Raw genomic sequence first — 19,681 nt, 5'->3', positions numbered from 1 at the left:
CTTAGTGATGAGATTCGCAGGGCAAGTGACTGCTTGTCCTGTCTTGCCGGTAAGGAGGATGGATGATCTTACCTCAGGAAATTATTCGTAAGAAACGTGACAACATCGCGTTAAGCAAAGAAGAAATCTATACCTTTATCCAAGGGGTGGCCGACGAATCGGTCTCAGAGGGGCAAATTGCCGCCTTTGCGATGGCGATTTACTTCAACGATATGACCATGGATGAGCGTGTTGCTCTGACGTGTGCAATGCGCGACTCGGGAATGACCATCGATTGGTCACATATGAATTTTGATGGTCCCGTGGTGGATAAACATTCGACCGGTGGTGTCGGTGATGTGACCTCATTAATGCTTGGCCCTATGGTAGCAGCATGTGGCGGTTATGTGCCCATGATTTCCGGCCGAGGTTTAGGGCACACGGGGGGAACGCTAGATAAACTGGAATCGATTCCCGGCTATAACATCATGCCGAGCAACCAAGTGTTTGGTGATGTCACACGTGATGCTGGCGTTGCGATTATCGGTCAAACCGGGTCTTTGGCGCCTGCGGACAAACGCGTTTATGCAACCCGCGATGTCACTGCAACCGTGGACAACATTTCTCTGATCACCGCTTCTATCTTGTCGAAAAAACTGGCGGCAGGGTTGGATGCATTGGTGATGGATGTCAAAGTGGGGTCGGGGGCATTTATGCCCACGTATGAAGATTCCGAGGCGCTTGCCAAATCGATTGTGGCGGTTGCCAATGGCGCAGGCACGAAAACGAGCGCTTTGTTAACCGACATGAACCAAGTATTGGCATCCTCTGCCGGCAATGCGCTAGAAGTCAAAGAAGCGGTTGATTTTCTGACCGGTCGATACCGTAATCCACGCTTGTACAATGTCACTATGGCACTGTGTGCGGATATGCTGGTGATTAGCGGGCTTGCAGACGATGTGAACAGCGCAAAACAGAAACTGGATGAAGCACTAGACAGTGGCCGTGCGGCTGAGTGCTTTGCCAAAATGGTGGCTGGACTGGGTGGTCCGCGTGACTTTGTTGAGTCGCCGGAGCGCTATCTTTCTACCGCCGCTATCATTAAGCCAGTCTACGCGACGGATTCAGGTATAGTCAGTGCCATGGATACCCGAGCATTGGGCATGGCTATGGTAGAAATAGGTGGCGGCCGTCGGGTTGCTAGCGATAAAATTGATTATGCCGTTGGGCTGAACGAAATGATTCGTCTGGGGCAACACGTGGACGGGCAAACACCGCTCGCCATGCTCCATGCTCAAACTGAAGAGCAATGGCAACAAGCGGCGAATGCGGTGCGAGCCGCAGTAAAAGTGGCTGATACGGCGCCAAGTGCGACGCCAGACGTTTACCGTCGCATCAGCCTAGAAGACGTCTAACGGAGGCGATCATGAAACGCGCAATAGTATTAGTTTTAGATTCATTTGGTATTGGTGCCACTGAAGACGCAGTTAAATTCGGTGACCAAGGTGCTAATACCTTGGGCCACATTGCTCAAGCGTGTGCTAAAGGCGAAGCGGATAATGCCGATCGCAGCGGCCCGCTTTCATTGCCAAACCTCACCAAATTAGGTCTAGGTAAGGCATGTGAAGAATCATCGGGTTACTTCCCTGAAGGGCTAGATGCCAACGCAGAGATCATCGGTGCCTATGCGCACGCGAAAGAGTTGTCATCTGGCAAAGATACCCCGTCTGGTCACTGGGAAATTGCCGGTGTCCCCGTGCTATTTGATTGGGGTTACTTCACTGACCAGACCAATAGCTTCCCGCAAGCGCTGCTAGATCGTATTGTCGAGCGTGCCAAGCTGCCGGGCTATTTGGGTAACTGTCATGCGTCAGGCACTCAAGTGCTGGACGATTTGGGCGAAGAGCACATGAAAACCGGTAAGCCGATTTTCTACACCTCTGCAGATTCTGTGTTCCAAATCGCGTGTCACGAGGAAACCTACGGCCTCGATAACCTGTACGAGCTGTGCCAAATCGTGCGTGAAGAGCTGGAAGACTACAACATCGGTCGTGTGATTGCGCGTCCATTTGTGGGCCCAGGCAAAGGCCAATTTGAGCGTACGGGTAACCGTCGTGATTTGTCAGTTGAGCCACCATCGGCCACGGTATTGCAAAAAATCGTGGACGAGAAAGGCGGTGACGTGATTTCGATTGGTAAGATTGCCGACATCTACGCCCATTGCGGGATCACCAAAAAGATCAAAGCGACTGGCCTTGAAGCGCTGTTTGACGCGACCAAAGACGCGATCAAAGACGCGGGTGATAACAGCTTAGTCTTTACTAACTTTGTTGATTTTGACTCTGCATATGGTCACCGCCGTAATGTGGCTGGTTACGCTGCGGCCTTGGAATACTTCGATGCGCGTTTGCCAGAAATCATGGCCATGCTGGAAGAAGATGATGTCTTGATCCTTACCGCAGACCACGGCTGCGATCCGACTTGGCCGGGCACTGACCATACCCGTGAGCACATTCCTGCTCTGGTTTATGGCAGCAAGGTACCTGCGGGGTCATTAGGTCGCCGTGAAACCTTTGCCGATATTGGCCAATCACTGGCGGCTTATTTTGGCACGTCGCCGATGGACTATGGACAATCCTTCCTGTAAGGATAAAGGATTCATGCATCAAAGAGATGGCTTTGGCCATCTCTTTTTTTATGAGTGAGGTTTGAGGCGCCCTCGTGTGTATCTGAGTTGGATTACCAAGGAAGCAATGAGGTTTGGCTGTCGCGACGTTTGAGCATGCCAACCAGCAATGCTCCCAACAGAATCGCAAGTACTAGCAGGGTGCGAAACTGATTCATGTTCTCTTGCAATTGGTGATGGGCTTTTTCTGTGACCGCCTGATGTTCTAGCGTGAGACGGAGAAAGCCTGCTACATCGCCCTCTCGGCTAATGGGGGCCATGAGTTGCTGACGGCCGCGGCTCTCTAACCCAAGCGGTGTCGTTAATCCAACCGCCGTTTCGAGTGGCAGGGCATTAGCCGAGTGCACCACGGCCTGACCGTTTAGGCGGTAGAAACTCGCATCGCGGATCAGAGGCTCTTTGACCAAGGCGTCGGCCATGGTTTGTAATGGCTGATAGTTCTTATCCACCAAGGCGTCGTAGGCTTGTGCGCCAATCTGACGGGTCATCAGTTGTGCCAGTTCATCCGTTTGTTGGTAGAGCGCTTGATATTGGCGCTGGCTTAATGTCGTGCTGTAAAGCATCAACGCCGCAATTGCAGCGATCGCACTGAACAAGATCCCCCATTTCACCACGCGTCGCAGTGCTTGTCGCGAAACCGTAAACATAGCCACCTCAAAAGCTAAACCGCCAGAATAAATTGCACTGGAGCTCAGTGCTGGTTTTATGGTATCACAGCCTCAATACGATTCATTCACTATTCAATCGACGGCTTCGGCCGCAAGGACGCCTACAACCATGGACGCGACGCCTTTTAAAATTTACCGCACCCCAACGCTTTATCAACGTTTCCCATCGTTGTCGACCTACAGTCGCTATACCCGACGTCAAGGTGGATGGGTGCTCTTTGGTGAGCTGTTAGATCCACGCCAGCTTGATGATATTGCTTTTTTTACTGGCGAAGCGGTGACACCGATTGATGGCTGGCGGGTAGGGCCTTATGAAGTCTTATTAATGGCAGGGCCATTAACCGATGCGCATCAAACCATTGTCCATTTGCTTGGCCTAGATTGTGCGGACGTGCACGGTCTGCCAGATCTCAGTCAGCCGGGTCTTGCGGTATTCGATATGGATTCAACCGCGATTCAAATCGAATGTATTGATGAAATTGCTGCGTTGGCGGGGGTTGGGGATGCGGTCTCCGCGGTGACAGAACGTGCCATGCTGGGTGAACTAGACTTTGAAGCCAGTTTACGCGAGCGTGTTGCCGCGTTGAAAGGCGCGGACAGCCAAATCCTAGCGTCAGTGAAATCCACGTTGCCTTTGATGCCGGATATGGCGCGTTTAGTCGCTAGTTTGCGTGCGCATGGCTGGAAGGTGGCAATTGCTTCTGGTGGCTTTACCTATTTCTCTGATCACCTCAAAGACACGTTGTCACTGGATTATGCTGAGTCCAACCAACTCTCGATAGCGCACGGAAAGCTAACGGGAGAAGTGGAAGGGCGGGTGGTCGATGCCCAGCGAAAGGCAGACGTGCTGACGATGCTAGCACAACAATATGATATTGCAGCGGAAAATACCCTTGCGGTCGGGGATGGTGCCAACGATTTACCCATGATGAATGCCGCCGGGCTTGGTGTTGCCTACCATGCCAAGCCGATGGTCAACGCCCAAGCGCAAGCGGCGGTGAAACACGCTTGGTTAGGCGGTGTGCTTTGTATCCTGTCGGCAAGCTTGCGCGAGGGACGTATCAGTTGGCAGACCCGCTAACAGCCGAGGCGCATCAGCACCTCATCGGTGACATCGACCAGCTCGCCATACGCGCACAGTGCGGCAAACTCATCCTCGAGCTGGCGCGCTTTATGGGTATCGCGTTGTAACAATGCCGCGAGTTTTTCGGGATTGATTTCTTGTTCCGCATGAGCAAGCGGCGCCATGCGGTTGCGCAGTACGGCAAATAGGCCTCCGCGCTGAGCCAGCTCAATAAACTTGCGGCGGGCATCATCGGACTCAAACTCGCTATCTGCGAAGGTATGCACTCTGCGTACGGTTTCATCTTGCATGTCCATCCAGACATAGTATTCGCGGATCAGTTCTTTTTGCGGTTGAGACAGGCGGGAAACCTCATGCGTGCGCGTATGAATTTTGTCGCCAAACAAGGGGTAGAAGGAAATCTGTCGCCCCCCACCGGCGCGCTCCAGTAATCGGTGTAACCGGCTTGGCGGTAGGTTAATGCCGACTGCGGATACCGAGAGCACGCCATTGTCTCGGCGTATAAAGTAAGGCTGCACGGTAAGCCGGGTCAGCAATAATTGGTGCATGGCTCGCACCAGTGGCGGATCGGGTAAGATCTCATCCAACACGGTGAGTTTTTCTTGGTTGTGCTCAATCAAACGGCGTAAGTATTGGCGCCGGCGGGTATTCGGAGCTTCGTTGACCAGCTTTAGCTGGATATTATTCCGTTTCGGGCTGACTCGGATAACCTGATAAGGCATATCTACCAATGGCGCGCGGCGGTCTATTTTCACAAAGGCATCGAGAGAGACAGAGATCAGATCGTCTTTTGCCCCTTGAAAGGGTTGCTTGAGTGCGACATTCAGTCCACCCGAGGAAAAATCCAACAGGGCACCTTCCATAAATCCCTGTTCAGCATGCACCAAAGAGACCTTAGAGCGGTATTGATAACGTGGCTCACGGCGCTGCGGCTGCATATCGGAGGAAATTAAGCTGGCTTGGCTCACAGGATTACGCTCATGTAAAAAGCGGCGCAGTGCTTGGCTTGAGCGTTCGGGTTTCGGATGACTTAAGTAGGCCTGCTGCGCATCATGATGTGTTACATCCTGTACCAGCGCCACGTGCGTCAATGTCTTCAATTTGTTGAGCCAGTCTGGCGATACATCCTGCAGTCGTTCGATATCGGCAGCCGTGATGGCCGACATGGTCACTTTAAACGCCCGCCAAGATGCCCGTTTAGCCCCTAGTTTCCAAAACAACTGGCGCTCTTCCACACTCATCTCACTGGGGGAGGCTGAGTAGAAAAAGCGACGTTTATTTTTTTCAACATAAAAACAGTAAAGCAGCAACTGGCTATTGGCCGCCCCTTCGACTTGTAATAATGAAAGGCGTTGTGGGTCGAAAAGATGATTGAGCACAGGCTGGTTGCGTTCATCATGCCAGTAATCCCAAAGGCTATGGTTTTGTCGCGTTTTGAGCACATACTCCATTTTATCTTGTGCAAAATAGAGCGGCAGTACGCTGGTGTGATGCAAAAAAGATTGCTCATAGCTTTGCAGCTTGAGGGTCAGCAGTTTGTCTTCCCCATCTTGTTTACCGCGAAAGTCTGGCGATGCCATCTCGGACTCCAACGCCCGTTTGATGGCGTCACTGCTGGTGTCAAGACGCAGGCGTAACCAAGCATTGCTCGTACTATCATTGTTTTGGTCCACACCAATAATGCGGTAGCTCAAGCCATCTTCAAGATCAGGGTCGAGATACTTCTTTGCTAACGCCGCAAACCGGACAGTGACTTCTGAGCTTGGCGGGTAGTCGAAGGCTGCAGGGACGCGCACGCGGCAACCTGAGTTTGATAAGTCGCTGGTGGTCCCGTGAACTTCCTGACCCGACTGTAAGGTGATCAAGACTTGCGTGGCATAGTGAATGCGACTTTCACTGCGTGATAAGTAGCTGCCAAAAGTCAGCTTTTCGGGTAATAAGGCCGTTTGGGCACTATCGGTGACTGGACCTTGCCCTTTTTGCTGGCTCTGCTTCGCTTTCTCGTGTTTGACGCGAAAGTTATTTGGGGTGTTATGTAGATCTTCCCATAACCCTTGGGTCAGTTGTCCGTTATAGAGTGGCAAGCGCTCGTAGTAATAGTTAATGGCGACATCGTCCAACCAATGCTTCTTGCCATGCAAGTCATATTCGTGACATTCGCCATCGACTTTCCCGCGCAAATCAATGGTGCGATTACACGGCGCCATCAGCCGCCTGATCTCCATTTTGATCAGCAGCTTGGCAGAGTTCGGCTCGTTAGCCGTTAGCTTGTCGAGCAGCACCTCAAATTTTGGGGTTTGGGAAAGAGGAAGCAGTTGCTCAATCAGTCCCTGGTAATCATCCTGCTTCATGGCAAAGTCTGTTAAAGTATTGGCCTGCTTTTGTAGCGGCACGCTATCGAAAAAGTTTGGGAATAATTAATAAGATAGCAATCATTTTGTGAATTAGCTGACATCATACGTATTGGAGTGCGAATGGCAAAAACAAAACGGGCCTACGTGTGTAATGACTGTGGCGCCGATTTTCCCCGCTGGCAAGGGCAATGCTCAGCGTGCGGTGCGTGGAATACCATCACTGAAGTACGCCTTGCCGCGTCTCCTCAAGTCGCGCGCAACGAAAAATATGCCGGCTACGCGGGGAGTGCGGAAGGCAAAGTACAGACGTTGCAAGAGATTGACTTGCAAGAAGTGCCACGCCTGAGTAGTGGTTTTAAAGAGCTAGACCGTGTTCTTGGTGGTGGGATTGTGCCTGGTGCGGCCATTTTGATTGGGGGCAACCCGGGCGCCGGTAAAAGTACCTTGCTATTGCAAACCATGGTGGGCTTAGCGCAGCACTTACCGACGCTATACATCACTGGTGAAGAGTCACTCCAACAGGTTGCGATGCGTGCTGACCGACTTGGGCTTCCCAAAGACAAACTCAAGCTGTTATCCGAAACCAGCGTTGAAACCATTTGTCAGGTCGCTAAGAAAGAGCAACCTAAAATCATGGTTATCGACTCCATTCAAGTCATGCATGTCGGTGATGTGCAATCGGCACCGGGTAGCGTGTCTCAAGTACGCGAGTCAGCGGCCGCCTTAACGCGCTACGCGAAACAGCACAACGTGGCGATATTTATGGTTGGCCATGTGACCAAAGACGGCACCTTGGCTGGGCCGAAAGTGCTCGAGCACTGTATTGACTGTTCGATTCTACTCGATGGCTCAAGTGACAGTCGCTTTAGAACCTTACGCAGCCACAAAAACCGCTTTGGGGCGGTGAATGAATTGGGTGTGTTCGCGATGACCGGGCAAGGGCTGAAAGAAGTCAGCAACCCTTCGGCGATTTTCCTTTCCCGTGGTGAAGAACAGACGTCGGGAAGCTCGGTGATGGTGGTATGGGAAGGAACCCGCCCTTTGTTGGTAGAGCTACAAGCGCTGGTCGACTATTCGCAGTTAGCCAATCCTCGTCGTGTCGCGGTGGGTTTAGAACAAAACCGACTGGCGTTATTGTTGGCGGTGTTGCACAAACATGGCGGGCTGCAAATGTCGGATCAAGACGTGTTCGTCAATGTGGTGGGTGGCGTCAAAGTGACCGAAACCAGTGCCGATCTCGCTTTGTTGTTGGCGCTGATCTCTAGTTTCCGCGATCGGCCTTTACCCCGCGATTTGGTGGTCTTTGGCGAAGTGGGCTTGGCCGGTGAAATTCGCCCTGTGCCGAGTGGTCAAGAGCGCTTGATGGAAGCGGCGAAACACGGCTTTAAAAAAGCGGTCGTCCCGAAAGCGAATATGCCAAAGCAGCCGCTTGAGGGCATGCAAGTCTTTGGGGTAAGCAAGCTGTCTGATGCATTGGATGTGTTAGAAGACCTCTAACTGCACTGATAAACAACAAAGCTCACGTGTCTCGCTGCGCAGGCGCCGATCTCTGTGAGCTTTGTTGAGTGACTACATCGAGACGTTGGTAGGTGTCACGTCTAAATCCGCCTCGCGCTGTTGCGCGGTGCTTAGCGGTGGCTCAGGGTCGGGCATATTGGCGACCTGAACCTGAGTTTCTACCAAGTTTTCTACCACTGAAACTAAATGGCCCCAACCCACACGTTTTTCTTTTTCCAGCAAGGTATCAAAGTTCTCAGCACTCCATTTAATAAAGCGGCGCGGGTCCAGCGCGCGTCCCAAAAAACGGACTTCATAGTGTAGGTGAGGGCCTGTCGATAACCCTGTGTTGCCGGACCAAGCAATCAGATCGCCTTTTTTCACGAACTGACCACTGCGCACATTGAACTTATCGAGGTGTGCGTACAAGGTCATAAAGCCGAAAGCATGGTCGATTTTGATAAAGTTGCCATAGCCTTTTTTGCGACTCGGGCGTACGTATTCCACCACGCCATCTGCAGGTGCATAAACAGGCGTGCCCTTGTCTGCGGTCAAATCTAATCCCATATGAAATTTGGCTTTGCCGGTGACTGGGTGTGTGCGTGAACCAAATCCGGATGAGCGCCGATAACTTTCAATCGGTTTGCCGTTAGGAATGAGCTGCAACATGGTGTACCGCACTGCAGAGTTAATGGCCGCGACGTCTAAACGGTGAGTGAGTGAGGCGTCTTTAGCGACCGAGTTTAACCCCAGCATATCCTCGACGGTCACCACGCGTTGCGTGAGCGCAGTAAGCTCAACGTCTTTATTTTCAATGGTTGCGGTTAACTCATCCCGTTTTTGTTGCAGGACCGCTAATTCCGCATTCAACGCAGCCCGTTCATCCCGCAAACGTTCCACGGCGGCTTCGGCCTCTGTTGAGCGTGCAGAGAGAAAGTACAAGCTGGCAAAGGTGACGGTGAGCAGTGCGAGCAACACAAGCGCGAGCGTCTGCACCACCTTTTTACGAGTGGGGCAGAGGGTGAAGTGCTTCACGCCATTGGGGTGCGTGACGGCGATATGAATGTGATCTGTCATGACTGGCTACTGCTGGCCTGCATTAAATACCGTCCATGACCGCGCGGGCACTAAGCTTGTGGCTCCGCCATATGGTCAGTCAGTTGTGCGAGCTCGCGATGGAGAAGTTCATCGTTGCCGACGTTAAGTTCAACGAGCCTTTTTAAATGACTGGCACTATCAATGTCAATGTGATCGATATAAAGATGTAAGTAATTCGCGCAGTTGTTCACGAGAATGCACTCCATGTCTAATTCTATCTCTGAATCATGGAGAAAAAAGACCAAGTCGAACTCTTTACGCTCAGGGTCAGATTCCCAGTTGTTGGGCAAACTGAGTAGCACGCCTTTTAGGGATAAATCGAGTACGTGTGCGTGCCATTCACGACCATCCTGTTTGAGTATCGCGGGAGCACGATACATCACGCGGGAATATTTTCTACGCTCTGACATGACAGCATCTCCTATAGATGTCTGTTTTCAGTGTAGGCAATGGGGTGCAGATGGCACGGGAATTAGACGTTTTGTCTCACTTTTGCAACGTTTGGTTACCTTTATTGCGCTATGTACCGGAGACAATACGGTTTAGGACGCATAAAAAGCCCCGCTGGGGGCTGAGGCGGTAGACTGCTACCTCAACCCGTCCAGCAGGGGCTGTCGTGCGGCGATTACTTCGCGACGCGCTTGTACTTGATGCGGTGCGGCTCAGCGGCTTGCGCCCCTAAGGTTTTCTTCAACCAATCGGTGTATTCAGCAAAGTTACCTTCGAAGAAGTTCACTTGGCCTTCGTCACGATAGTCAAGAATATGGGTCGCAATACGGTCTAAGAACCAGCGGTCGTGCGAGATCACCATGGCACAGCCTGGGAATTCAAGCAGGGCTTCTTCGAGAGCACGCAAGGTTTCTACGTCAAGGTCGTTAGTCGGTTCGTCGAGAAGGAGCACGTTGCCGCCTGCTTTAAGCAGTTTGGCAAGGTGGACACGGTTACGCTCACCACCGGAAAGCTCACCGATGCGTTTTTGCTGATCGCTCCCTTTAAAGTTGAAACGTGACACATAGGCGCGCGCTGGCAACTCAAAGTTGTTAATGCGAATGATGTCCGCCCCTTCTGAGATCTCGTCGTAGACAGTATTATTGTCATCCATGCTGTCACGGAACTGATCCACCGATGCCAATTGGACGGTGTCACCCACTTCCACGGTGCCTGAGTCTGGTTGCTCAGTGCCACTTAGCATCTTAAACAGCGTTGATTTACCCGCACCGTTTGGACCGATAATACCGACGATGGCCCCTTTAGGCACACTGAACGACAGATCGTCAATCAAGACACGATCCCCAAAGGATTTGGTGAGGTTGTTCACCTCAATGACCTTGTCGCCTAAGCGTGGACCCGGCGGGATAAACAGCTCATTGGTCTCGTTACGGCGTTGATAATCCGACGTATTAAGCTCTTCGAAACGCGCCATACGCGCTTTAGATTTGGCCTGACGTCCTTTTGGATTCTGACGCACCCACTCGAGCTCTTTCTCGATGGTTTTTTGACGTGCTTTTTCTTGTGACGCTTCTTGCTTCAAGCGAACGTCTTTCTGTTCCAGCCAAGAGGTATAGTTACCTTCCCAAGGAATACCTTCACCACGGTCAAGCTCCAGAATCCAGCCAGCAGCGTTATCCAAGAAGTAGCGGTCGTGGGTAATCGCTACCACAGTACCGGTGTAATCGACCAAGAAGCGCTCAAGCCATGCAACAGATTCGGCATCCAAGTGGTTGGTTGGCTCATCAAGAAGCAGCATATCTGGTTTCTCAAGGAGCAAGCGACAAATGGCGACACGACGGCGCTCACCACCCGAAAGATGCTTAATTTGTGCATCCCACTCAGGGAGGCGCAAGGCGTCAGCGGCACGTTCAAGGGCGTTGTCGAGGTTGTGACCGTCTTTCGCTTGGATCAAGGCTTCCAGTTCGCCTTGTTCTTGCGCCAAGGCGTCAAAATCTGCATCTGGATCAGCGTAAGCCGCGTAAACCGCATCGAGTCGGTTCAACGCGTCTTTAACATCGGCAACCGCTTCTTCGACGGTTTCACGAACCGTTTTGTCTTCGTCCAATACCGGCTCTTGGGGCAGATACCCCACTTTTAAGCCTGGTTGCGCACGGGCTTCACCCTCAATGTCGGTATCGATACCGGCCATGATGCGCAATAGGGTCGATTTACCCGCACCGTTTAGACCCAACACACCGATCTTGGCGCCGGGGAAGAAACATAGAGAAATATCTTTCAGAATTTGGCGCTTAGGTGGCACGATCTTGCTCACCCGCGACATGGTATATACGTACTCAGCCATTTCTGCTCGCGTTAATAGTTGTGGAGTGAAAGACGCTATTCTAACGTTAACTTTGCCAAGTTTAACAGTGATCGTCATATTCAGGCGTTAACATCGAGGGAATTTGCCTGCCAGGCTGTTGTCTACTCGATGTTAGGAACACAGGAGCAACCGTTGACATGGAATTACTCACTGCCTTCTCCCGGCCATATGGCGCAGCGTATCGTCTCGCTGTCGCCTGTGTCCGTGCTTTCTCACGCCCTTTAGTGTCAGGCGTATTAGTGACATCCAGCTTTGCCGCGCCAGCGGTGTTGGCCTCAGCCACCCCCGACGGCACCGAATTAACGCTGCAACAGCGCCAATATGAGGCCGCAATCGACGCCATCGAGCGTGGTGATCTCAAGCGCTTTCGCACCTTAAAGGGCCAGCTTCGCGATTACCCGCTTTATCCCTATTTGGACTATCGTGACTTTACTCGCAATTTGTCATTAAAGTCGCACAAGTCGGTCACTAACTTTATCAACCGCTACAATTCGTTGCCTTTTGTAAACAGTTTGCGGGCCGACTATTTGACCTTGCTTGCCGATCGAGGGGAATGGAAAACCTTGGTGTCTTTCCAGACCGATGTCCCGCGTGGTGAGCGTTATCAGTGCCAGTACTATTACGCCCACAGTCAGGCTGGTAACCGCGCATTAGCACGCAGTGGGGCGAAATCGCTTTATCTCTCGGGTCAGTCGGTGGACAGCGCTTGCGATCCCTTATTCGGTTTTTTATCTGAGCAAAAACTCTTAACCGGAGAGCTGATCTTACAGCGGATGCTATTAACCTTTGAAGCACGTAACCGTAGCCTGATGCGGTATTTAAATCGTCAACTACCGGCGTCTTATCAGCCACAAGGCGAGCAGGTACTGGCGCTTTATGATGAGCCTGAGAACGTCGCTGACTTTTCCAAGCGCAGTCAGGTGACGCCTTTTAACCAAAAGCTAACCCGACTGGCATTTGAACGCTTGTCGCGTAAAGACGAAGCGCAAGCCATTCGTCAGTTTCGTCGTACGGTTGAAGGGCAACATTATGATAAGCGTGAACGCCAAGAAATTGCCGATTACCTGATCAGCCAATTGATGAACGATGACGATCCTGCTCTTGCGGGGTGGCGCGATCGCATGCTGCGCAATACCCACAACGATGGCTTGATTGAGCGACGCTTCCGGTTGGCGTTATTGGACGATGATTGGCACGCGCTTAATGCGTGGCTGTCGCTGCTCAGTGATAGCGAGAAGCAATCGTTGAAGTGGCGCTATTGGGATGCGCGCATTCAGCTCGAGTTAGGGGATAGTGAGCAAGCTAATCGTGCCTTCGCCAGCATGGTGGGAGAGCGCAACTTCTACAGTGTCGCTGCGGCGCAGCATTTGGATCAAGCTATTCATATTCCTTCCCGATCAGCGGTACTCAAAGAAGAAGGGCTGATGCCAGTGAAAGATGTGTTAGCGCGAGTGGATGAGCTGATTGCGCTGAACAAAATCTATGCCGCGAAACGTGAATGGTATTACGTCCTCAACCGCGCCAGCGATGCGCAAATTGCGTTATTGGCGGCATACGCCAGTAAAAAGCACTGGTATCACTTGGCGGTGCAGGCAACGATCGCCGGAAAAATGTGGGATCACTTATCGTTGCGTTTCCCGCTTGCGCATCAGTGGTGGTTTGAGTTTTTCAGCCGTGAGCGAGGGGTGGATAAAACCACGTTAATGGCGTTGTCTCGGCAAGAGAGTGCCTTCTTTACTCACGCGGTGTCTCATGTTGGCGCGCGGGGCTTAATGCAGCTCATGCCGCGGACGGCGCGAGAAACATCGCGGGAGCTTGGTTATGACTACGAAGGGCCGGCGAGTTTAAGCGATCCTGGGGTGAACATTCGTCTTGGCAGTGGCTATCTAAAAATGATGCTAGATCGCTTTGAAAGTAATCGCATCTTAGCTTTTGCTGCCTATAATGCCGGCCCGCATCGGGTATCGCGCTGGTTAGAACGATCGCAAGGCCATATGGATGCGATTGCCTTTATTGAGTCGATCCCGTTTTATGAAACCCGCCATTATGTGCAAAATGTGCTGATGTTTGAAATTTATTACCGTCAGCTATTGGGGGAGCCGGTTCAATTTTTGCGGGCCAACGAGTTAGCGAAACGTTATTAATGGTACACTTGCCGCACTGACGTTAACCGTGAGAGGAAACCATGTCGCAATCACCTGCATTTTCAGGGTGGCAAGATGTTATCGCTTTAGTGCGTCGTGCCGGACAAGATGGCCATGATGATGCGTTGCTGACGGCGCTACTGACGCCAGATGAGCGTGATACCTTGGTCGCGAGGATCAATATTTTACACGAGCTATTGGAAGGTAAAATGAGCCAGCGCCAACTGAGTCAGTTGCTGGGGGTTGGCATCGCTACCGTGACGCGCGGATCCAATGAGCTCAAGCGCCTTGATGATGACAGTAAAGCGTGGCTGGCGCGTTTACTCAAAAGCGAAGCAGAGCAGAAAGCGCACACCGACTAGCGGAAACGCCACAGTTTTATTGATAACGGAGCCTTATGGCTCCGTTTTTTCTTGGCTTATCAGCGGTAAAGATGAGGATGTAGAAACGGAATCAAGGCTAAGATAAGTGCTTGATGGTAAACGCTTGAGCGCGTTAAGCGATGCCCAGTGAGCATACCAATCGCGCCGCCTTTTTGCTTCACGTTCTGCTCGCTGAACATACGATCCATCACATCCCCCAGCTCCTCGCCATGGTGTAATGCGCGCAGTGCCTCTGGCGGAAGCGGTAGAGAGGCTGAGCGCGCTTCACCGCGTGTCGTCCCATCGTCGATTACCATCCATGCAAAGGTATGCTGGTGGTCTAGTCCGGCTTCTACCCCGACGTAAAAATCCCCTTCGTATTTTGCTTTGGCATGCTGAACACGGTTGCAGGCACCGGCATAGGTTTCTTTCTCTGTCATGGGTTGGTCTGGCACGTCGCTGGGGACCGCGACACCGGTAAACGTAAAGGGCTGTTCAGGAAAAACATCACGAAAGGCAGCTTCAACGGCGGCGATTTTAGCGGGGTTTTTGGATGTGACGATGACTTGGCTCATGCGCCTGCGTCTCCTTGTTATTTTGATAGGCGCGCTGAAGTATACGCCAACGCAAAGGCAAACGCAGCATCCCCAAAATATGACTGGCGTCAGTGGCTTGGCTGACTTCGGCTAACCCGATACGCATCCCTTTATGGCCTTTACGCGGTTGTGGCACATAGGTGCCAAACCAGCGGTCCCAGCAAGACAGATTAAAACCATAGTTGGCATTGCACTCATGAAAACGGGTCGAGTGGTGCACCCGGTGCATGTCGGGGGTAACGATAACGCGGCGCAACCATGCATCTACCTGTTTGGGCAAGGCGACATTACTGTGATTAAACATGGCCATGCCGCTTAGCAAGGTCTCAAAAAGGATCACCCCCATCACAGGCGCACCGAGCATCATGACAACTAAACATTTAATCAGCATGGAAAGCCAAATTTCTACCGTATGAAAACGTGCTCCTGTGGTGACATCAATGTCCATGTCCGCGTGGTGGACAAGATGTAAACGCCATAGCCAAGGCCATTGATGGAATAGCTTGTGTTGATACCAAATGGCCAAATCCATCAGCACCAGTGTCAGTATTATCGCGAATACCTCGGGTAGAGCGAGGACATTGAACACGCCCACATGATGGGCTTGAGCCCAAGCCGCAGTACCGACCGCTGTTAGCGGGGCAAACAAGCGTAGCGTTAGGGTGTTAAACACCGTCAAACTAATATTGCCACGCCAGCGCTCTCGCCGTGTTCTGGTGAGGGGGCGCTTGGGCCTACGCCACTCAGCGAGTAGCATCACCGCCAGCACGGCGACAAACACACTCAGCCGGAAGATGGCCTCGTTCGTTTCAATCCAACTCATAAAGGCTCCTTAGGGTTGATTTATGATACGTGATAACGGCATCACTCGCCCACAGGCGGGGGTTGGATGAAGTCGCATTCGGGATCTAGGCTGTCAAAATGACAATGTAGCGAAAGGAGAGGCTGATGATCCCAAGTTTGCATGGTGTTTACTTGGCGGGACGTTCGATAGGATCTGGACACCGCGAGCGGCAATGCGACAGTAGTAAACGATTGGCAGCTTATGGGGGATCCGCGCATACCTGATTTCGGCCACGCTGTTTGGCGGTATACATTGCTCGGTCCGCGCGCGCAACCACCTCATCCAGTGAATGATGGCCCGCTTCTGTGAAGCTAATGCCTGCGCTGACGCTAACCTGATGGCGAGTGGCATGCCACAAGAACCCTTCTTGGTAAACATGATGGCAAAGGGTGTTGGTCAGCTGGAGCACGTCTTGGCGTGTACAGTTCGGTATGATAATAACAAACTCTTCGCCTCCCCAACGGGCACAGCATGCTTTCGACGGTGAAAACTGCTTAAGTTGGCTTGCGATCTGGACCAACAACCGGTCCCCCGCAATATGCCCTAAGCTATCGTTGACCTGCTTAAATCGGTCAATATCTAACACAATAGTGCCGAGTGCAGTGCGATGACTATATTGCTCAAACCATTCTGTTAGACCGCGCCGGTTTTCTAGCTGAGTCAGACTGTCGGTCAGAGAGGCATGCGTCGTCTCATCAAGTGAAGTCTTGAGTTGATGGATATCTCTAAATACAACGATGTGCCAATCTGGGTTTGGCGTGACATCGACTTGTGCCGTGACCGCATACCAACGCTGCTCTCCATTGGCATGGGTGATTAATGCCGGAAGTTCAACGGTGCGTTCACTGCGTGCTTGCGCTTCGTGCACGGCTTGATGCCACTGGTTAATGACATCTTGCCGATAGGTAGGATCCGGATAGGCTTTTTCAAACCATTGGTAGATGTCTGGCATACTATCTAGGGTATAGCCGAGTTCTTGTCGGAAGGCTTGATTAAAGAAAATATGGACGCGATTGTTATTGCCAATTTCATCAGTCACAATCCCTTCCGATATCAATAAGGGCAGTGGCACGATATCCAGCGCATCAAAAAAGTACTGTTTAAACTGATCAAGTGACGCTTTACTCAAGGTATCCGCCTTACTATTCCCATTAATATCTGCTTGCTTTATTGATTTATCTGTCATTAATGAGTGTAGATGATTTACCCGTCTTCGACGTTATCTCCCTCGTCGATGGGTTAATGACTCTTTGGATTGCGGGCTGAGAAAGCGGGGACACAGCGAATAGCCGATTTATCTGGGGTGCATCGAGGTGAAGTATTCACATCATTTATTAAATAATTCTGTGACAATTCCCTTAAAATAAAAAAGTATACCTTATTTCGTTTTTATATTGCCTATTTTGTCGCAATATCTGATTTTTTACGTGAATTAAATGTTAACAAGCGCGGGGCGTGGTCAGTTTTTTAGATGATTTTTGTTTAAAAGCTAGGCACAAGATCACATCTTCTTTAATTGCTTGTTTATCATTAGGTTATTTCTTTTTACTAATGATGGGTCTCTCAGAATCGAGACACGTCTAGTTAGTGTAAAAAGGAATGATAAATGCACAAACACAGCTCTCTTGCGTTGATTATCGGCGCGCTTTTCCACACCTCCGGGGCGTGGGCGATGGCAAAAGTGCCTGAGCCTGTCGAGCCCGATCCAGATCCACAAGTTTGTGTGGCGTTAACGGGCAATGAACCTGTTGATATTAGTCGCACTAGTGCAGAGCGTTGTTTGCCGGGCGACGACCCATTTACAGCACAGCAGTGGCACTTACTCAACAGTGGTCAAAAAGCCTTTGCCCGCGAAGGTGGGCAAGCGGGGAACGACCTAAACCTTTGGTGGGCTCACCGACAGGCTATTCTGGGCCAAAACGTCAATGTCGCTGTTGTGGATGATGGGTTGGAGATTGGCCACCCAGACTTGGCCGCCAATGTCCGTGCCGGAAAATCTTACGATTTTGTCGAGCGTGACAATGACCCGACGCCAGAAGGCTGGAGTAATCGTGATACCGCACACGGTACTTCGGTGGCTGGCATCATCGCCGCAGTGCGAGATAACGGCCTTGGCGGTATGGGGGTTGCGCCGCTTGCTAACCTGCAAGGGTATAACTACCTCGCTTATCAAAGCCAAAATGCATGGGAGATCAGCCATGGTCGCGAAGGCTATTCGGATGATGTCCGCATATTCAACCAAAGCTATGGTGGTTCCGGGGTGCGCAGCTATCCCTACAGCGATGACCCAATGAGCTATGATGGTCGCCAGAATGCCCAATACAAAAAAATGAGCACGGAAGCCTTTGGCGGACTGGGGGCGGTATTCATCAAATCAGCGGGAAATGGTTATAAGCGTACCTCATTTAATCGTGAGCGCTTCGGTCCTGTCGACGAGAACCACGGGTTGCCTTGGCAGAACAGCAACCAATCGTCTGATAATGCGAATTATTGGAACGTGACGGTGAGTGCGTTGAATGCGGATGGTGAACGCTCATCCTACTCGTCGGTCGGGAGCAATGTGTTCCTGACTGCACCGGGTGGGGAGTATGGCACCAATAAACCCGCTCATATCACCACGGACCTCACCGGTTGTACGATGGGATATAACCGTGATGATAGTATTCCTTACGATTCGCACGACCTGCACGGTGGCACGGAGATTGATAACACCTGTGATTTCAACAGCGTGATGAACGGGACCTCCTCGGCGGCGCCAAATACCTCAGGGGCATTTGCGTTGATGATGTCAGCCTATCCAAATTTGTCGCAGCGCGATATTCGTCACCTATTAGCGACGACCGCGACACGGGTGGATGCAGACGATGCAGATGTTCTTTTAACCTATCAAACAGCACGTGGTGGTGAGCGCACGGTGACTGGCCTAGAGGGCTGGAAACAAAATGCTGCGGGGCGTTGGTATAGCCCAACCTACGGGTTTGGTTTGATTGATGTCAATGCGGCACTCGATGCGGCGAAGACATATCAGCCACTTCCTGCACAAGTGTTCACGGATTGGGCGTGGTCTTATCACAACCAAGAGGGTGAAACTGGGCTTGCGATAGCCGATGCTGGGGCGGTAGCGACATCAGACAGTGTGCAAGTAGCCGATAACCTCACTATCGAGGCGGTACAAGTGCGTACCTCGATTGAGCACAGCCGTATGTCTGATTTGCTCATTGAGTTAGAGTCGCCCGCAGGGACTCGCAGCGTATTGATGTCACCACGTAACAGTATGCTGTCAAACACCTTGGATCCCACCTATCCAGAAGGTTTTACCGACCATTTAATGCTATCGCACAAATTTAATGGTGAAGCATCGCAAGGTCAGTGGACGCTCTATGTCACGGATACTGACGGTGATACACGCCAGTACACCTTAGGTGGCGAGGTTAAATCCATGCCCAACAACCGCGATGATGGCAAACTAACCCAATGGTCACTGCGTGTTATCGGTCACCGTGGTTAATAGGAGACGAAGTATGAAAAAGATGATCTCAGCACTCGCTATCATGGGCTTTAGCTTGAGTGTTAGCGCAGGTAGCGTGCAATTGAACGGCCAAGACTACGTGGTGGTGGATACGGCCAACAGCGCTCGCAGCATGAGCGGTGAACAAATGGGCGTGATGGTTGGCGATAAGGTCGCTGTATCTGCGCAAAGCACGCCTTTGACTGTTACTGGCTCTATTTTGGTCAAAGCAACCGAAGCGCACGCGAGTGAGCTGGCTCAAAAATACGGTTTAAGTTTGGTAAGTTACCTAGAGGGCGTTGCCCTACTTGAAGCCACACCGGGCACCAATGTGGCAGAACTTGAAAAAGCCTTGAACCAAGAGCTAGATACCCCCGTCAACTTAGAGCTCAACCCACAAAACCAACGCCCCCAATAATGGCTTTGTGGTGATCCCTAGCCCGCCGTCATGGCGGGCTTTTTTATCATGCGCTTTCTTGGTATTTGCAGTGAAAAGTGTGGTCTCATTCGCCAACCAACCATTTTGTTACTAGTTATTCCAGATTGT

At 51.5% G+C, this 19,681-nt stretch carries 16 protein-coding genes; 8 read left to right on the top strand and 8 right to left on the bottom strand.

All coding sequences use genetic code 11. The features are described from left to right. The first annotated feature begins 62 nt into the window (after positions 1 to 62). A complete protein-coding gene (deoA, locus tag N7E60_RS11545; protein WP_077479902.1) occupies positions 63 to 1,394 on the top strand; it encodes a thymidine phosphorylase in 1,332 nt (443 codons plus the stop codon). 11 nt (positions 1,395 to 1,405) lie between these two features. Further along, a complete protein-coding gene (locus tag N7E60_RS11540; RefSeq protein WP_069589163.1) occupies positions 1,406 to 2,626 on the top strand; it encodes a phosphopentomutase in 1,221 nt (406 codons plus the stop codon). 92 nt (positions 2,627 to 2,718) lie between these two features. Here the strand turns inward: N7E60_RS11540 and N7E60_RS11535 are convergent, their stop codons facing one another. Further along, complete coding sequence (locus N7E60_RS11535; RefSeq protein ID WP_069589164.1) at positions 2,719 to 3,312, bottom strand: AhpA/YtjB family protein; 594 nt, start codon at positions 3,310 to 3,312, stop codon at positions 2,719 to 2,721. Positions 3,313 to 3,442: 130 nt separating this feature from the next. Here N7E60_RS11535 and serB point away from each other — a divergent pair, with 130 nt between their 5' ends. Next, positions 3,443 to 4,414: a phosphoserine phosphatase gene (serB, locus tag N7E60_RS11530; protein WP_077663306.1), complete on the top strand. Its 972-nt coding sequence runs from the start codon at positions 3,443 to 3,445 to the stop codon at positions 4,412 to 4,414. On the opposite strand, the gene N7E60_RS11525 is transcribed toward serB, so the two are convergent. Continuing rightward, the gene (locus tag N7E60_RS11525; protein ID WP_269597542.1) at positions 4,411 to 6,768 is read right to left on the bottom strand and encodes a PilZ domain-containing protein; all 2,358 of its coding nucleotides are present in this window, start codon (positions 6,766 to 6,768) and stop codon (positions 4,411 to 4,413) included. The genes serB and N7E60_RS11525 overlap by 4 nt on opposite strands. A 123-nt stretch (positions 6,769 to 6,891) precedes the next feature. Here N7E60_RS11525 and radA point away from each other — a divergent pair, with 123 nt between their 5' ends. Then, positions 6,892 to 8,268: a DNA repair protein RadA gene (gene radA / locus N7E60_RS11520; protein ID WP_069589170.1), complete on the top strand. Its 1,377-nt coding sequence runs from the start codon at positions 6,892 to 6,894 to the stop codon at positions 8,266 to 8,268. 72 nt (positions 8,269 to 8,340) lie between these two features. Here radA and N7E60_RS11515 read toward each other — a convergent pair whose 3' ends face one another. From N7E60_RS11515 to ettA, 3 genes are all read right to left on the bottom strand, one after another. Beyond that, positions 8,341 to 9,345: a peptidoglycan DD-metalloendopeptidase family protein gene (locus tag N7E60_RS11515; protein ID WP_269597541.1), complete on the bottom strand. Its 1,005-nt coding sequence runs from the start codon at positions 9,343 to 9,345 to the stop codon at positions 8,341 to 8,343. A gap of 50 nt (positions 9,346 to 9,395) precedes the next feature. Further along, complete coding sequence (locus N7E60_RS11510; RefSeq protein WP_069589174.1) at positions 9,396 to 9,776, bottom strand: PilZ domain-containing protein; 381 nt, start codon at positions 9,774 to 9,776, stop codon at positions 9,396 to 9,398. Between the two features lie 215 nt (positions 9,777 to 9,991). After that, positions 9,992 to 11,659: an energy-dependent translational throttle protein EttA gene (ettA, locus tag N7E60_RS11505; RefSeq protein WP_077456225.1), complete on the bottom strand. Its 1,668-nt coding sequence runs from the start codon at positions 11,657 to 11,659 to the stop codon at positions 9,992 to 9,994. A gap of 158 nt (positions 11,660 to 11,817) precedes the next feature. On the opposite strand from ettA, the gene sltY reads away from it, so the two are divergent. Both sltY and trpR read left to right on the top strand, forming a co-directional pair. Continuing rightward, positions 11,818 to 13,824, top strand: coding sequence for a murein transglycosylase (gene sltY, locus N7E60_RS11500; protein WP_269597538.1), 2,007 nt, complete (start codon positions 11,818 to 11,820; stop codon positions 13,822 to 13,824). A 41-nt stretch (positions 13,825 to 13,865) separates the two neighbouring features. Beyond that, positions 13,866 to 14,186 (top strand): trp operon repressor, encoded by a 321-nt coding sequence (gene trpR / locus N7E60_RS11495; protein ID WP_069589177.1) that lies wholly within the window; start codon positions 13,866 to 13,868, stop codon positions 14,184 to 14,186. A gap of 59 nt (positions 14,187 to 14,245) precedes the next feature. Here trpR and yjjX read toward each other — a convergent pair whose 3' ends face one another. From yjjX to N7E60_RS11480, 3 genes are all read right to left on the bottom strand, one after another. Next, a complete protein-coding gene (gene yjjX, locus N7E60_RS11490; RefSeq protein ID WP_077456221.1) occupies positions 14,246 to 14,761 on the bottom strand; it encodes an inosine/xanthosine triphosphatase in 516 nt (171 codons plus the stop codon). After that, positions 14,724 to 15,605 carry a sterol desaturase family protein gene (locus tag N7E60_RS11485; protein WP_269597535.1) on the bottom strand — a complete coding sequence of 294 codons (882 nt, stop codon included), beginning with the start codon at positions 15,603 to 15,605 and terminating at the stop codon, positions 14,724 to 14,726. The genes yjjX and N7E60_RS11485 overlap by 38 nt, the downstream gene beginning before the upstream one ends. Before the next feature lie 220 nt (positions 15,606 to 15,825). Continuing rightward, positions 15,826 to 16,755 carry a sensor domain-containing diguanylate cyclase gene (locus tag N7E60_RS11480; RefSeq protein ID WP_269597534.1) on the bottom strand — a complete coding sequence of 310 codons (930 nt, stop codon included), beginning with the start codon at positions 16,753 to 16,755 and terminating at the stop codon, positions 15,826 to 15,828. Positions 16,756 to 17,232: 477 nt separating this feature from the next. On the opposite strand from N7E60_RS11480, the gene N7E60_RS11475 reads away from it, so the two are divergent. Both N7E60_RS11475 and N7E60_RS11470 read left to right on the top strand, forming a co-directional pair. Next, on the top strand, positions 17,233 to 19,134 hold the full coding sequence (locus N7E60_RS11475; RefSeq protein WP_269597533.1) for a S8 family serine peptidase: 1,902 nt from the start codon (positions 17,233 to 17,235) through the stop codon (positions 19,132 to 19,134). A 13-nt stretch (positions 19,135 to 19,147) separates the two neighbouring features. Beyond that, positions 19,148 to 19,552, top strand: a complete 405-nt coding sequence (locus tag N7E60_RS11470) for a hypothetical protein (protein WP_069589189.1) — start codon at positions 19,148 to 19,150, stop codon at positions 19,550 to 19,552. The last annotated feature ends 129 nt before the right edge of the window (positions 19,553 to 19,681 follow it).

Origin of the sequence: Salinivibrio proteolyticus, from assembly GCF_027286365.1 — a bacterium.
GTDB lineage: Bacteria > Pseudomonadota > Gammaproteobacteria > Enterobacterales > Vibrionaceae > Salinivibrio > Salinivibrio proteolyticus.
This window is presented reverse-complemented; position numbering and strand designations above follow the sequence as displayed.

Coding starts and splice junctions, on each gene's coding strand:
- yjjX (WP_077456221.1), bottom strand. CDS start 14,761: ATGAGCCAAGTCATCGTCACATCCAAAAACCCCGCTAAAATCGCCGCC.
- serB (WP_077663306.1), top strand. CDS start 3,443: ATGGACGCGACGCCTTTTAAAATTTACCGCACCCCAACGCTTTATCAA.
- N7E60_RS11485 (WP_269597535.1), bottom strand. CDS start 15,605: ATGAGTTGGATTGAAACGAACGAGGCCATCTTCCGGCTGAGTGTGTTT.
- deoA (WP_077479902.1), top strand. CDS start 63: ATGATCTTACCTCAGGAAATTATTCGTAAGAAACGTGACAACATCGCG.
- ettA (WP_077456225.1), bottom strand. CDS start 11,659: ATGGCTGAGTACGTATATACCATGTCGCGGGTGAGCAAGATCGTGCCA.
- trpR (WP_069589177.1), top strand. CDS start 13,866: ATGTCGCAATCACCTGCATTTTCAGGGTGGCAAGATGTTATCGCTTTA.
- radA (WP_069589170.1), top strand. CDS start 6,892: ATGGCAAAAACAAAACGGGCCTACGTGTGTAATGACTGTGGCGCCGAT.
- N7E60_RS11525 (WP_269597542.1), bottom strand. CDS start 6,768: ATGAAGCAGGATGATTACCAGGGACTGATTGAGCAACTGCTTCCTCTT.
- N7E60_RS11515 (WP_269597541.1), bottom strand. CDS start 9,345: ATGACAGATCACATTCATATCGCCGTCACGCACCCCAATGGCGTGAAG.
- N7E60_RS11475 (WP_269597533.1), top strand. CDS start 17,233: ATGCACAAACACAGCTCTCTTGCGTTGATTATCGGCGCGCTTTTCCAC.
- N7E60_RS11510 (WP_069589174.1), bottom strand. CDS start 9,776: ATGTCAGAGCGTAGAAAATATTCCCGCGTGATGTATCGTGCTCCCGCG.
- N7E60_RS11535 (WP_069589164.1), bottom strand. CDS start 3,312: ATGTTTACGGTTTCGCGACAAGCACTGCGACGCGTGGTGAAATGGGGG.
- N7E60_RS11540 (WP_069589163.1), top strand. CDS start 1,406: ATGAAACGCGCAATAGTATTAGTTTTAGATTCATTTGGTATTGGTGCC.
- N7E60_RS11470 (WP_069589189.1), top strand. CDS start 19,148: ATGAAAAAGATGATCTCAGCACTCGCTATCATGGGCTTTAGCTTGAGT.
- sltY (WP_269597538.1), top strand. CDS start 11,818: ATGGAATTACTCACTGCCTTCTCCCGGCCATATGGCGCAGCGTATCGT.